13 protein-coding genes and 1 riboswitch are annotated in these 15145 nt (G+C 37.1%); of the genes, 4 read left to right on the forward strand and 9 right to left on the reverse strand.

Annotation, left to right across the window (positions count from 1 at the left end; translation table 11 throughout):
- The first annotated feature begins 109 nt into the window (after window positions 1-109).
- A complete protein-coding gene (locus N178_RS14315; protein WP_013055933.1) occupies window positions 110-307 on the forward strand; it encodes an alpha/beta-type small acid-soluble spore protein in 198 nt (65 codons plus the stop codon).
- A gap of 50 nt (window positions 308-357) precedes the next feature.
- Here the strand turns inward: N178_RS14315 and sigI are convergent, their stop codons facing one another.
- The 6 genes from sigI to N178_RS14340 form a co-directional block, all read right to left on the reverse strand.
- Window positions 358-1068 (reverse strand): RNA polymerase sigma factor SigI, encoded by a 711-nt coding sequence (gene sigI, locus N178_RS14320; RefSeq protein ID WP_045293013.1) that lies wholly within the window; start codon window positions 1066-1068, stop codon window positions 358-360.
- 365 nt (window positions 1069-1433) lie between these two features.
- A complete protein-coding gene (locus N178_RS14325) occupies window positions 1434-2249 on the reverse strand; it encodes a TerC family protein (protein ID WP_045293015.1) in 816 nt (271 codons plus the stop codon).
- A 96-nt stretch (window positions 2250-2345) separates the two neighbouring features.
- Window positions 2346-2441: riboswitch (yybP-ykoY riboswitch) on the reverse strand.
- 76 nt (window positions 2442-2517) lie between these two features.
- Window positions 2518-5541 carry a PAS domain S-box protein gene (locus N178_RS14330; RefSeq protein WP_237758473.1) on the reverse strand — a complete coding sequence of 1008 codons (3024 nt, stop codon included), beginning with the start codon at window positions 5539-5541 and terminating at the stop codon, window positions 2518-2520.
- Between the two features lie 159 nt (window positions 5542-5700).
- On the reverse strand, window positions 5701-6015 hold the full coding sequence (locus N178_RS27575) for a LytTR family DNA-binding domain-containing protein (RefSeq protein WP_237758474.1): 315 nt from the start codon (window positions 6013-6015) through the stop codon (window positions 5701-5703).
- On the reverse strand, window positions 5951-6445 hold the full coding sequence (locus N178_RS14335) for a LytR/AlgR family response regulator transcription factor (protein ID WP_237758475.1): 495 nt from the start codon (window positions 6443-6445) through the stop codon (window positions 5951-5953). Before N178_RS14335 ends, N178_RS27575 begins: the two co-directional genes overlap by 65 nt.
- A gap of 751 nt (window positions 6446-7196) precedes the next feature.
- Window positions 7197-8852 (reverse strand): alkaline phosphatase, encoded by a 1656-nt coding sequence (locus N178_RS14340; RefSeq protein WP_045293019.1) that lies wholly within the window; start codon window positions 8850-8852, stop codon window positions 7197-7199.
- Window positions 8853-9054: 202 nt separating this feature from the next.
- On the opposite strand from N178_RS14340, the gene N178_RS14345 reads away from it, so the two are divergent.
- From N178_RS14345 to N178_RS14355, 3 genes are read left to right on the forward strand one after another with little or no spacing between them, the layout of a single operon-like run.
- Window positions 9055-10575: a spore germination protein gene (locus tag N178_RS14345; RefSeq protein WP_045293021.1), complete on the forward strand. Its 1521-nt coding sequence runs from the start codon at window positions 9055-9057 to the stop codon at window positions 10573-10575.
- Window positions 10576-10589: 14 nt separating this feature from the next.
- Window positions 10590-11675, forward strand: a complete 1086-nt coding sequence (locus N178_RS14350) for a Ger(x)C family spore germination protein (RefSeq protein WP_045293023.1) — start codon at window positions 10590-10592, stop codon at window positions 11673-11675.
- Between the two features lie 12 nt (window positions 11676-11687).
- The gene (locus tag N178_RS14355) at window positions 11688-12812 is read left to right on the forward strand and encodes a GerAB/ArcD/ProY family transporter (RefSeq protein WP_045293025.1); all 1125 of its coding nucleotides are present in this window, start codon (window positions 11688-11690) and stop codon (window positions 12810-12812) included.
- 25 nt (window positions 12813-12837) lie between these two features.
- On the opposite strand, the gene msrA is transcribed toward N178_RS14355, so the two are convergent.
- The 3 genes from msrA to N178_RS14370 form a co-directional block, all read right to left on the reverse strand.
- Window positions 12838-13800, reverse strand: a complete 963-nt coding sequence (msrA, locus tag N178_RS14360) for a peptide-methionine (S)-S-oxide reductase MsrA (protein WP_080754393.1) — start codon at window positions 13798-13800, stop codon at window positions 12838-12840.
- Between the two features lie 153 nt (window positions 13801-13953).
- Window positions 13954-14382, reverse strand: a complete 429-nt coding sequence (locus tag N178_RS14365) for a MarR family winged helix-turn-helix transcriptional regulator (RefSeq protein ID WP_045293027.1) — start codon at window positions 14380-14382, stop codon at window positions 13954-13956.
- A 202-nt stretch (window positions 14383-14584) separates the two neighbouring features.
- A complete protein-coding gene (locus N178_RS14370; protein ID WP_045293029.1) occupies window positions 14585-15085 on the reverse strand; it encodes a MerR family transcriptional regulator in 501 nt (166 codons plus the stop codon).
- Window positions 15086-15145: the final 60 nt, after the last annotated feature.

The following is a 15145-nucleotide window of genomic DNA, read 5'->3' on the forward strand; positions in this document are numbered from 1 at the left end:
CTTTTTTATACTTTCTTGCAAACCATTACCAGTATGCAAAACAGTAAACAACAAATAATACAGGTACAGCAGTGAACTGCTGTACAACTAAAAAAGGAGATGACTAATCATGGCCAGAACAAATAAACTATTAACACCAGGAGTAGAACAATTTTTAGATCAATATAAATACGAAATCGCTCAAGAATTTGGGGTAACTCTAGGTTCTGACACTGCTGCACGCAGCAACGGTTCAGTAGGCGGAGAAATCACAAAACGCTTGGTGCAACAAGCTCAAGCTCACTTAAGCGGCAGCACACAAAAATAAAATATAACTTCATAACATGGCTAAAAAAGGCACCTGCGTGTGCCTTTTTCTTACATAATATAGTCTTTTAAATATACGTAGTCCCCGGCTAATATAATAACCATCGCGATGATATATTTCCGGTTTCTTTCAATTGTTTTCCGGCTCACTTTGACATGTTTTTCAATCAAGCGAATAGGAAGCTGCCGCTTTAAAAACAGCTTATCTTTTAATTCTTTTTCGTTGACGATAAAAGATGCAACTTCCACTGCATTTCCCCTTGCATCCTTATGTTTAGGAGAAGTGTTAATAATGTCTTCAAGAGTTAATTTAAACAATTTTAGCGTCTGACAAAAATAAGTCATTTCCTCTTGAATATATGAAGTTTCACTTTGCCTCTTATAGTTAGAAAGCGATATATCCATTTCTAGCTTACCTTGAATGAAACCTTCATTTTCAATTCGGTTATAGAGCAGCGTTTGGTTTCGCTTCTCTTTTCGAATATAGTCGATGACTCTTCTTTTGATAATCAGTTCGGCAAATGCAAGAAGGGATCGTCCTTTTTGGATTGTGTAATTTTCAATGGCTTCATTAAACGCAATCAGACCAATGCTAAATTCATCGTCAGCTTCACTTATATAACGTTTACATACAGCTGAAACAACTTTAGCAATAAACGGTTTATATTGTTGAATCATTTCGTTATGTAATTGTTTATCCCCTTGCTGAATCGTCAGTACAAGCGTTTCAAGCGATGGAGGCGTTTGAACTTTTGTGAGCATTGGCTTCACCTCTTTTACTATACTCAGTTGCTTTATACCATGCTACTATCCATTATTTTGATGACGAACAGGGTTAAGAAGCGCTCTGCTCCTTTTAATTTCTCTTTATTATAACCCACAATAGCTCAATTTTACCAATTAACATACATTTGAAATATATGTTTATGAACTGAAATAAACTTCATTGAACTGAATTATCTAACGCTGCTTTCTGTTCTTTACAGAATATGAACGAAAAAGCAAAACATTCGGATATAAAGTAATTAAACACCAGTTAGTTCTTTTACCCTTTCTCAAAACGATTTAAACTAGGTATTTTATCTTAATATACAAAAAAACGCGCATTAAAAGCGCATTTTTTTGTATTACTGATTTTCAATTTTCTTTAAGGCATCTTTTTCTTTCTCTGAGCCTTCAAGAGCAGTTTGTTCTTTATTTTTAGATAGAAACCAGCCTGAAGTTGCTATGCCAAGTAACACAACCCAAAACGTAATTTTCCATACTTTTGATTCAGGGAAGTGTTCATCAATAATACCTAACTCCGGATGAGCAAGAGTGTAAACTGCTAGCTTAACCCCTACCCAGCCTACGATAGCAAAAGCCGCCGTTTCTAGCCCCGGGCGCGTATTTAATAGCTTGACGAACCAAGTTGCAGCAAAGCGCATAATGATTAATCCCATAATTCCTCCGGCAAAGATCACCAAGAATTGTCCGCCATCGAGTCCGCCAATTTTAGGAAGATTGGTTGTTGGCAACGTAACAGCAAGAGCCACAGCAGCCAAAATTGAATCAACCGCAAAAGCAATGTCCGCTACTTCTACTTTTAAAACCGTCATCCAGAAACCTGAGCCCTTTTTTCCGTTCGTTTCTTTTACTTTTTCATGATCGCCTTTTTTCACATATCGCTTCACAATATGATTAATGGAAATAAACAATAAGTAAATGGCTCCTATGGCTTGAAGCTGCCATACATCTACCAAAAATGAAATCAAAAACAATGAACCAAATCTAAAAATAAAGGCCCCGGCTAATCCGTAAAATAATGCCTTCTTGCGTTTTTCTTCCGGTAAATGTTTGACCATAATGGCCATCACAAGCGCATTGTCCGCCGCCAAAATTCCTTCTAATGCAACCAGCACTAGCAATACCCATCCATATTCTAACAAAATCGATGCATCCATAAAAATCCCCTCTCGTTTCTTTGTATAAGTTTATTTATCCTCATTACCGGAATAAAACACAAAAAGACCTTTGCCAAATATGGCAAAGGTCTTGCTAAGCATAATCATTATGCCAACAAAGCCGATGGAATATTCCATGTAATGACGACTTTGTTTCAGGTTTCCCTGACGCTACTCCCCTTTACTCCGTAAGAAGTAAATGTATTAAGTTGCTCTTATTTTATAAAAGGTTCACTAATAAGTCAATTAAAAGCCCTCTAAACTTTTGTTAAGCTTTTGTTAAGCGTTTTAATACATTTAAAAACGTTGAAATATGAATAGGCTTTGTTACGTATTCACTAAAGCCAACTAAAAAAGCTTGATCGATATCGCTTTGCATCGCACTTGCACTCAGGGCGATTCGTGGAATATGCTTCAACTCTTTTTCCAGCTGAAGCTGTGTGCATACCTCAAAACCATTCATATCAGGCAGATCAATATCAATTAAGATTATATCCGGTGAAATGGACCTGATTAGCCCGATACCGTGTTCTCCTGTTTTGGCAACTAAGAGCTTAACATTTTTATATGGAGAAAGAATCGATTGCATAAGCTCAATATTTGTATCGTTATCCTCAATATACACAATGGAGATCGGCATGGAAAAACCTAAAAATAACTCGACTTCCCTTTCATTAGATAAGCGTTTAGGAACAGGTGGATGTACTAAGGGAAAACGAACCCAAAATGTACTGCCTTTTCCTTCTTTACTTCGCACTCCGCACGTTCCATTCATTAAGGTAACAAGCTGCTTTACAAGCGCCAGCCCAATCCCTGTTCCGTCTTTTTCTAGTCTATTCACACGGTAGAAAGGCTCAAAAATCCGATTTAATTCTGAAGCTGGAATTCCAAAGCCTCTATCTTCAATCAATATGGTTACGTGATGCTGAGTGATGTCGGTATAGATAATGATATCGCGATAAGCAGGCGAATATTTAATGGCGTTTGTAAGCAGATTTAATAAGATCTGCTGAAACCGAAGTTCATCTACTTCAACAAAGACTTCTTGGTATGCGTGAAAGCGAGTATAAAATATACTATGCTTATCTTTTGCTAATGGTTTCATAATTTTAAGCGCGTCTTCAATTGCTTCTTTTACCGACACCGGTTCAAGGTTAATCGCTAAGTGACCTGATTCAATTTTCGATAAATCCAGCGTTTCATTTATTAAATAAAGAAGATGATTACCTGCTTTTAAAATTTTTCGTATACGATTCAATTGTTTTTCCGTTAAATCTTTTTCCCCTTGCTCTTCCAATATTTGTGCATATCCTAAAATACTGTTTAAAGGCGTTCGAAGTTCATGGCTTACTTTTGATAAAAATTCTGACTTAGCTTGATTGGCTTTTTCGGCTTCTTCTTTGGCTATAATCATTTGCTGATTGGAATGAAGCAGGTCTTGTTCTTGTTCCTGCTGCTTTGTAATATCATAAAATGTGACAACTACGCCTTTATAATATTTGCTTTCTTGCAGAGGTTCAGCATTCACCGAAAGCCAAGTCAACTTTTTCTCTTTTAAATAAATGCCCATGACTGTATTTCGCACAGGCTCTTTTGTATGAAGACATCGAACAGATGGAATGTCTTCGAGTGCAAAAGGTGTACCGTCAGGATGAATAATTTCCCAGTCTAAACCAAACGGGTTAACTGATAACATTTGGTCATAAGGCACGTTTAGAATCTTAGCAGCGTATGCATTGGCAGCAATTAAGTTACCTTCAGGGTCATGAAACACCACGCCTTCTGACATTGTAGAAAGAACGGATCGATACATGCTTTCACTTTTAGCCAGCTTTTCTCTTGCTTCGTGAAGATCAGTAATATCTACTATAGAACCAATAACTTCTTGTACTTCTCCTTTGTAGATATGAGGTGTTAACTTCGTATAGTAAGCAAAGTCGTTCAAAAGTACTTCATACGACACTTTCTCTCCCGCCCATGCTTTATCATAGTAACTCCTATTATCTCTTGCGTAGGATTCAGGTAAAAATTCCTCAGGTGTTTTTCCGACAACATCTATTTCCTCATATCCCATTTCACGAATCATTTTGCCTTCGCACATCGTATAGACATATCCTTTACTGTTCTTCACAAATTTAAAAATGGTACCATCTTGCTGTGAAAGCGTGCGTTTTAAATCTTTTTGTAAATCCAGAAGCTGCTGTTGAGCCCTTTTTCGATCTGTCACATCTTTGGCGATGACGTAACTGCCTTTAATTTGATCATGAACAATAATAGGCATTTGCGTTACTTCAACATATACAGACTGATTATCTTTGCGAATCAGCGTTGCCTCATAATATACAGAGTCTCCCCTCAGGGATTTCCACATATATTCTTCAGCTCTTTCAGCTTCTCTGAACATAGAAGGAAACGGGATTTTCTCCATTTTATTTAACGTGTATCCTGTCAGCTCAATTCCTTTTGGGTTAATCGTTTGAATATTGCCGTATAAATCAACCGCACACACAATATTGGGATTGTAGTTAAAAAGAGATTGATAATACTCTTCTTTTAATTGACTTTCCCTCACTTCTTCCTGACGCTTAAAAGCAGCAACCAGCAGGAAGACAATGAGTAGCGTAATCGTGATACTTGCAATCATATTGGAAAATGGCGCTTGATACGGCAGCCACTGGCCCCATTTTCTTGCAACTGAATGTGCAATATGCAGCTTCATTCCATACATACTGATGAAATGCATAGCTGAAATGCCAATACCTAGCAAAATAGAGCTAACAAGTTTGAGAAACGGATTAGCTTTCACGTTTTTCGAACGAAAAAACAAGTGCATCGCATAAAATGCAACGACTAGAGCAACGATGATAGAAAGCAAAACAGATAGCACGGCATAATGAATCCGTGCTTCCGTTTCGATTGCTGCCATGGCAATATAATGTGTACCCAGAATACTGCTTCCTAAAATGAGCCCTGACCATACCGACGTGCCCCATTTCCAAAATGTCCAAAACGCACCTAGTGATCCGCTAATCGCTGTTATTAAAGCAAGGACAGAAAGTACAGCATCAAAATGAAAGCTAACAGGAACATAATAAGCAAGCATCGCAATATAATGCATCGCCCCCACTCCAACCCCCATTGAAGTTGCTGACAGTGTGAGCCACAAATAATTGTTCTGCTGTTTTTTCATCATTTTGCTCACAATATCAAGTGCTGTATAAGAGGCAAGAATCCCTACAATGACAGCAAGAAATACGGTAAATTCATTATAGTGACCAGTAATTGAAATCATTTTCTTTCCTTTCACTTTAACGTTACTTCTTCTATCTAACTCTCCTTATAAGAACTATATTACTATCATTTATTCCGAAAGCAGACACATGAAATAGACGAAACTTACATAAGCTTCGTCCTTTCGTCAGCATAACTATTTTAGAAGAAGCAGCATCTCTTAATTTGTCATTAACTGATGCAGCTGTTTTTGAACGTCTTGGATTTTTAATTTTGAGATATGAGCATATTCATCAATTTCTAAGAAATAAACAAGATATGTTTCGTTTTTTGGTGTGATGTGCGAAACTTTCTGCAAATTTACGATATAAGACCGGTGTGTTTGACTGAATACAGAAGGGTTCAAATACATATAGATATCACTAATATTTTCATATGTCTCATAGACACGTGATTGAGTATAGATTAAGCTATTTTTTTCCGGATTTTTCGATAAAAATAATTTGATCAATTGGAATGTAATAAGTAGATCCATTAAATTTTACAGGCAGTCTTTTTAATTGCTCACCTGGCTTTTTTGATTGATTTTTATCACTTCCAATGGAGTTTTTTGCCCGCTCTAACGCCATATAAAGTCTGGTTTTTTCAATTGGTTTTACAATGTAATCCAATGCTGACAACTCGAATGCCTTCACAGCAAATTCATCATAACCGGTGATAAAAATAAAGTTTAAATTCGGCTTAATGCGCAGGCACTTTTTTATGGCATCTACACCGTTAATCGTAGGCATATTAATGTCTACGAGCAAAAGGTCTGGGCTCTTAGCCATCACTTCCTGTACAAGCTGCTCTCCGTCTTTGCAGATGCTAATCACTTCAAATTCCGGAAGCTGTTCTATAAAATAATCTAAAATTTCAACCGAATCTTCGTTATCATCGGCAATAATTAAGTTAATTTTGTTCATCCTGACTCCCCCTAGGATACAATGTTAAAGTATAGTACGAACTATTGCCCATTCTGTTTTATGCATGTCTACACATCTTTATAGTGTTTTTATGGTGAGATGAATGATCTACACGGACGCTAATCGTTAATGAACACATAACGATTGTTCATGGGGAATATTGCAATAATTGTAGGTTTTCTAGAAGAAGAAATAAAAACCGTTTATCTATTATCATTTATTTTCCTAACAATGATTTAATACCCTTTTTATAATCTGTAAATCAGCATGCCAGAATCTTTATTCAATATTTTTAATAAAGGCAACACGCTATTTTCAATCATTTTGTCTTCTCTTACTATTAAAACATGTTCTACGTTCTTCCACCCATACTTTTATTCATTTTTTTACTTTTTATTCAAGGTAATTACTTACATACAACCCTCAATAACCCTGTATTTTTAATTTCACTTGAAGAAATTTATGTATTTTTTATTCATTTTATTATAAAAATTCTAGCATATAACGTTATGAACTTACATATGTATTCCGAACTAGTTCCTTTTAGAACTATGATTATTATACCATTTCATAGTGTAAATCACATATATTTAAAGGTAAAGACTTTCCATTCCTTTAAGAGTTCAAAGCTATTTATTTGTAAAATAAATCAATTCATTTCTCTATAAAGGCTAATACACCTAACTATCCATCTATTATCTGTAAAAAAACAGGCCTAAAGTTATACTTTGGCCTGTTTTACATTCATTTCTTATTCTGCATTTTTTACAATTTGCTGTGCCTGTTTCGGTACAAAGAAGCGACCTTTTTTATCCTGTACAATTACGCTGTCCATCTGCATTTCTTTCCCATTTACAATCGCAATATTTTTGTTTACTGGAAAACGTACCGTTCGCTTATTGTTTGTAACAACCAGCACAGGATTGTTTTTATCTTTTGAGTCAATCGCTACATTTGAGCCTTTAAACGCTTTATTTGCTTCAATAAACAATTCGTTTGTTAATTCGTTTAAGTTAATGTTCATTGACTTAGCCATATGTTTGGCAATATCCGTATTATCAAAGTGCCCCATTGGTCGATTGACGCCGTAGGAATACAGAAATACATCCTCACCCGTATGACCGCCCGTTGTGAATCCAAGGTTTGCTCGGTTGGCTAATAACTTCGATAGTGCAGCACTGATTTCTTTTTTATCTCTTGCTTTAGTCAGCTGCGCTTTTTCCTCTGAAGTTAGATTTGATAAACCATACAAAGCAGCTACTTCTTCTTTATTTGATAAATCTTCTTTTAATTTAGACGTAGCGCCTTCTAACGTCATTTTTGCTTTTTTTAATGGATCAATATAAGCAGAAACAGGTGTGGTATCGTATCCTTTTGTTGTATTTGCATTACCGATTGAAAGACCACTGTTTCCGTGATCGGCAATCGCAATAACCATCGTATTTCCATCTTTTTTAGCGAACTCTACTGCTTTGCCCACTGCTTCATCAAACGCTAATACATCGCTAATCATGCCTACTGGATCATTGGCATGAGCTGCCCAATCCGTTTTGCTTCCTTCAACAAATAAGAAAAAACCGTCTTTATCTTTGGATAGTGTTGTTATTGCTTTATTTGTCATCTGGGACAACTTTGGCTGTTCTGCTTTTGTCTGCGGTCGGTCCATATCATATGCTAAATCTCGGTCAGCGAAGCTCCCCCAGATTTTTTTGGAGCCCGACTGCTCTAATTCCTTTTTATTTTCTACAAAGTCATATCCTCTTTTATTCAACACATTGACTAAGTTTTCATCGTCTTTCCGGCTTTTTTCTTCTTTTCCTGGTAGAAGAGATTGCTTACCTCCTCCGAGTACTACATCAATGTTTTGATACACTTGCTGCTCCGCTAGCGTTTGAAAGTCATCACGGCTGTAGTTGTGGGCTGAAAAACCAGCTGGTGTGGCGTGCTGGATCTCAGAAGTAGCCACAATTCCTGTCGCGCGCCCTGAAAGCTTTGCTCCTTCTAGAACGTTTGCTACGGGACGAAATTGATCTTCTTTTTCTACGGGTTTAACCCCAGGTGTATTCACTACTGAAGGGAGCACACCTACATAACCTGAATTTGATTTATTTCCTGTTGCTAAAGCAGTAGCTGCCGGAGCGGAATCTGTAATAGCAGATTCCGCCGAATACGCACGTACTCCCCCGGCCATCAGCTGATCCATATGTAACGGTTTTCCCTTGTACCATCTTGCGAGTGTAGTAGCATTTGAACTCGTCCCGTCCATTACCATCATAATGACATTTTGGGGTTTCTTAGCTGACTTATGCTCCACTTTTGCTTCCGTTTGAATAAGTGAGTTTCCTAAACCAAACGAGGCCAATGCTACTGCTCCTGCTAGTGTAATACCTGCTAATTTTTTCTTCATATAAATGTACCCGCTCCTTTATTTCATTATCTTCGACATGTCTAAAGTTACCATTCAAACGTAAATCTACTGTTTATCTACTGTAAAAGAGTGTAAAGTTTGTCTTTATATTCTTCCTTTCTTCTTGAGAAAAAATAGTCGAATAAAAAGGAAGTACATGAACAAACTACCAGTAATAGAAAGTCATGCGAGGGGCACGGTTATGTTTAAACATTTATTTAAAAAAAAGAATGCAGACGATCAGCCAAAAAAATCACTGGATGAACTGATCAAACAGTTTAAAAAATCAAGTGATTTTATGACGTTAGCCATTGGCTCACAGCATCGAAAATACATCATTACGTATTTTAAACAGCTCGTAAACATGCAAAGCGTTGAAGATAAAATACTCGAGCCTTTTCAAAAACTAGACTTCACGTTAAGCAGTGTACATGAAGTCGAAAACGTTCTGCCGATTGAAGATATTTCAGTTACAAGAGATACAAAAGAAATTTTAGAAAAGATGCTGCGCGGCTATGTGATGTTTCAACTGCATAAAGACGATAAGCTAGTAGCTCTTATTAAAGTTCAAAGCTTTGATACGGGGTTTCGAAAAGAAAATGAAACAGAAAATGAGTTCAGCGTCGTCGGTCCTAAAATTGGTTTTGTAGAGGATTTAGATGTCAATCTCTATTTAATGAGAAAAACGGTCATTTCTGAAAACCTTATTTTTAAAGAACTCACCGTAGGAAATAAATCGAAAACGCGCGTGGTGCTTGTTTACTTAGAAGGCGTAACGAACCCTCAGCACGTAGACACTATGACCCAGCGCCTTGAAGATATAGATTTCGACGTCATTTTTGATAGTACAATGCTTGATCAATTAATTTCCGATAATTCTTCTACGGCGTTTCCGCTTTTTTTAACAACAGAGCGGATCGACCGAGTCCTGTTCAGTTTGTTAAACGGGCAAGCTGCCTTCTTTTCAAGCGGTTCACCCTACGCAGTTACAGGTCCGTCAACGCTGCTTGACTTCTTTATTTCGCCTGAAGACTACTATTTACCGTGGGTTCTAGGGTCATTTTTCCGAGTTATTCGTATTTTAGGCGTCTTTTTTTCTATTTTTGCTACGCCTCTTTATGTAGCGATTGTTACGTATCATTATGAGATGCTTCCAAAAGATTTGCTGGGTCCTATTATTTTTTCAAGGACAAACGTTCCTTTTCCACCGGTCATCGAAGTACTCTTTTTAGAAATTACCATTGAACTGCTTCGAGAAGCCGGAGCCAGGCTTCCAACAAAAGTAGGACAAACACTGGGAATCGTAGGCGGGATTGTTATTGGGCAAGCAACAGTCGAAGCGGCGTTAACAAGTAATATTCTGCTTATTATTGTTTCACTGACAGCTTTAGCCTCTTTTACAACGCCTATTTTTAAAATGTCTAACACGATCCGGCTGCTACGGTTTCCGTTTATTTTGTTTGCTACTGCGTTTGGTTTAGTCGGCATCACCTTTGGCTTTTGTTTCTTGCTGGTTCATTTGCTTCGTTTAAAGTCTTTGGGCATGCCTTATCTTGTTCCGCTTTTTCCGTTTCGTCCAACAGAGTACAGAGATACCTTTTTGCGCTTGCCGTATAGTCATACAGCGAAGCGGCCAAGCTACTTGCGTCCTTTAGAACGCTTTCGCTATAACCCTAATAAAGCGAATAAGACTAAACGAAAAAGTAATTTAGATAATGAGTAAAGCGGGGAAACGTCATGAAGAGAATACTTATTTTATGCACTTGCCTTACTTTTTTAACGAGCTGTGCAGACCGTGAAACAATTGACGAAATTCAAGTAGTTAACTCCATAGGATATGATTATATTCCTCAAAGCAATAAAGTCAGAGGAACTATTTTATACCCTATCTATAAGTACGGGCCAACGGAAGAACCTAGTATTATTGCGGCTACTGCTAATTCATCATTTGATATTCCACTCCGCTTAAACAATAAATCATCTCTTCCGGTCGCTTTTGGGCAGCTGAGGAGCATTGTCATGGGAAAAGAATTTGCAACACACGGCGTGGATGAATTAGTAAATACAATTGCTAGAAATCCAGACCTTGGACGTAATATTAAATTAAGCATTGTAGATGGCAACGCACATGAATTATTGAGTTCTGTTACAAAAAAGAAAATTAAGGACTATCAGTTTATTTCTAATTTAATCGAACAAAATATCCGCACAGAAAATTTGCCTAACACTAATTTACAAATTTTTTTATTCAGTTTTTTTAGCGATGACCGTGATCCGTATCTTCCCGTTTTAGCCCAAGAAAAAGATGCTATTAAATTAAAGGGTCTAGCGCTTTTTAAACAACAAAAAGTCGTTACAACCATCGGAATGAAAGAAACGTTTTTATTTAAGCTGCTAACAAGCGGAACAAAGCACGGCCGCTACTCAGTAACAATTAAAGAAAATGACCGTAAAGGCGAAATTATACTGCAAAACTTGCGCACCAAAACAAAGTATGAAATTAAAGGAAATCATCAACATCCAAGTATTGTTGCACACTTAACTATCGATGGACTTGTAAAAGAGTTTCCTGGATGGATAGATTTAACAGACCCGACTCGTATTAAAATGGTTGAAAAAACGCTTCAAAAAGATATTGAAAAAGATGGGGATGCCTTTATTAAGAAGCTTCAGAGGCACAAAATCGACCCCATTTGTTTTACAGATTATGTTCGAAGTAAAACGCGAGGGTTTAACAGTGAAAAATTCAAAGCGCAATATCCGGATATGAATATTGAAGTAAAAGCTCGCGTTCACCTTATTCAAACCGGTATTAGCAACTAGGAGGAAGAAAAGATGCACAATACAATTAAAGAAGAAAACCAAGTTTCCCCTTCTTTTCTTTTTTTCTTAGTCCACTCTACTCAGATTGGCGTTGGAATACTAGGATTTCAGCGTTATATTATTAAAGGTGCCGGATATGAAGCATGGATATCTGTCATCCTTGCAGCGATCAGCACCTGTATTTTATTAGCAATGATTTTTAATATCTTAACCCGTGAAAACAGTGATATCGTTGATATTCACCGGCTATATTTTGGAAAGTATCTTGGAGGTGCTTTAACTCTTGCGGCATCAGCTTATTATTTTATTTTTGCGTTAACCATTTACCGAACGTATGTAGAGATTTTACAAATATGGATGTTTCCGCAGTTAGAAACATGGATTGTATCACTCGTTTACTTACCTATTATTTACTACACAGTTTCCGGTGGGTTCCGTGTGATTACTGGAATTGCCTTTTTTGGGGTCATGCTTCCCTTGCCGCTTGTATTTGCCTTACTCTATCCGTTAAAGTATGGGCATCTTAATAATTTATTTCCTTTATTTGACCACACAATATGGGAATTTTTAATTTCAACTAAAATGATGACCTTTGAGAATTTGGGATTTGAATCCGTGCTTTTTTTCTATCCATTTATAAAAAATGGCGCTACTAGTCAGAAGTGGGGGCAATATGGCGTTTTGTTCAGTACTTTTTTATATTTGTGCACGGCATTAGTATCATTTGCTTACTTTAGTCAAGGACAGTTAGGCCATACCATCTGGCCAACTTTAACGATGGCTAAAATTATTGAAATTCCATTTTTACAGCGTTTTGAATATATTTTAATTTCTCTGTGGCTTTTAGTCGTTCTTCCTACTATTGCTGTCAGCGTATGGTGTACAATTCGTGGATTTAGTAAAACATTTAATAAGCCGCCTACGATTTTTCTCATATTAGTTCTTATTGCCCTTCTTGGTTTTTCTATTTTCTTTGATGATCGAGAAACCATCGATCATCTTAATACACGATTATCCATGACCGGCTTTTACTTTATTTATGGCTACATTCCTTTCCTTTTTCTCTATAGCCTCATTCGAGCCAAAATAAAACAAAAGAAAGCACAAAAAGAAGAGCGTGAGCCAACTTTAAGTTGAATCACGCTCTTTTTTTCATATTGTTTTATTTGTTAAATAAAACAGCGTATTCCCCGTATCCTTCTTTTTCTAAATCTTCCTTCGGAACAAAGCGAAGAGCTGCTGAGTTGATGCAGTAGCGCAGGCCGCCTGCATCTTGCGGACCATCATCAAATAAATGACCTAAATGAGAGTTAGCCGTTTTGCTTCGTACTTCTGTACGAACCATATTATGACTAACGTCCATATTTTCTTTTACTTCATCTTTATTAATCGCTTTTGTGAAAGACGGCCATCCGCATCCAGCATCATATTTATCAGTTGAACTAAACAACGGCTCTCCTGATACGATATCTACATAAATACCATCTTCTGTATGATCCCAAAATTCATTGCGAAACGGAGGTTCCGTTGCGTCATTTTGAGTAACTTCATATTGAATAGGCGTTAATGTCGTTTTCAGCTGCTCATCACGGCCAAAGTCTTTCCAGTTTTCTTTAATAAAACGATCACGTCCAGATCCTCGTCGATACATCGCATAGCGGAATTTATTTTTCTTATAGTAACCTTGATGGTATTCTTCCGCTTCATAAAACGGTTTTGCCGGTAGAATTTGTGTAGCAATCGGCTCAGAAAAACGACCGCTTGCTTCTAATTGTTGCTTCGATTCTTCAGCTAGTGCCTTTTGGTGTTCATTGTGATAAAAGATAGCTGTTCGATATGAATCGCCTCGATCCGCAAATTGTCCGCCTGCATCCGTTGGATCAATTTGAGGCCAGTATAGTTCTAAAAGCTTTTCATATGGAAAAACTTCTGGGTCAAATGTAATTTGGACCGCTTCATAGTGGCCCGTTGTTTCTGAGCATACTTCTTTGTACGTCGGGTTCTCTTTGTGACCGCCTGTATAGCCAGATACAACTTTTATAATGCCTGGCTGTTCATCAAAGGGCTTCACCATACACCAAAAACAGCCGCCGGCAAAAGTTGCTACTTCATATTGTTCTGTCAAAAAGATGACCTCCTTCATGTGTTCTTTCTATTATTATACGCTGATTTGATGTTCTCACCAACTAACTTGCTTCTTGTACTCTTTCCGTTTTGAGCAAAAAAAATAACCAGTGAAGGCCGTATCCACTGATTATTTTCCCGCATTTAAAGCGCTTTATTTTTGATCACCTTTAATTTTGTGAAACAGTTTATTCACCGTTTCAATTTCTTTATCTGTAAAGTGCTCAAAACGCTCAAGGAAATACGCTCGTTTTTTTTGTTGAATCACATTAAAAATATCCTGTCCTTCCTTGGTCAGTTCAATATCAATAATACGTCGATCATTTTCAGACCGTTTGCGTGCAATGTAGCCTTTTGACAAAAGCAAGTCGGTTACCGCCGTAATGTGGCTTGCTGACACTTGAAGATACTTGGATAAATCAGTTGATCGCTGCCTCCCGGAATCAACCAGCATGCGAAGCACCATAAATTCATTTGTTGATAGCTCTGAATTGTATACTTCATTAATTTCTTGGCGAAGCTGTCTGAACACAAAGCGAAACAGCGTCTCCATTTCTTGAACGAGCTCTTCTCTTTTTTTCACATGTCACTCTCCTTAACGCTATCGCATGATAACGAATATGTATTTACGAAAGTATTTCACTTTCTTAACTTAATTAGTTTTATCAAATTACTAAGCGTTTCGTCAACTATTATTGAGATTTTTTTCCACAAACCTGTACGAATTGATGTATTTTTCATAAAATTCCATAAAAAAAGCGATTTACCGTTATGGTAAATCGCTGCTAGTAGCTAAAAATACCGGTTAAAAAGCTTCTCCATCTCGGAACAGGCTTTTTACCTTTTAAGCTGTCTTCACTTTTTAACTGACTTTCAAGTTCCACTACGCGATTTTCTAATTTCGTAATAACTTTATTTAATCGATCGATTTCTGAACGATGCTCTAAAATTTGAAAGGTTACTACTTCTCCCGCTTTTTCTTCTGTACGCTTTTCATTTTCAATCAGTCTTAAAAAAAGCTGATCAAGCTGCTTTTGCATATCTTGTGCACGTTCATCAGATATAACGACTTCCTCTTTTTCTACTACTTTTTCTACCACTTTGACGACGGCTTGACGATTGCGGTTTTTTTGAAAGTTTCTAAGTGCTTCAATATTTTCTTCTGTAAACTCACAGTGTCCCGATTCATTTCTCTCTAGCTCGATATCCGCCATTTTGACCCACTTTAATACCGTACTTGGATGTATTCCCAGCGACTTTGCCACATCTACTGTTTTCATCATCATGTTCCATCCCTCCATTTTTTTCATTTACTAGCCATTTCGAGAGAAATTTTTAAATCCCTT

It is taken from the genome of Priestia aryabhattai B8W22 (genome assembly GCF_000956595.1).
Classification (GTDB): Bacteria; Bacillota; Bacilli; order Bacillales; family Bacillaceae_H; genus Priestia; species Priestia aryabhattai.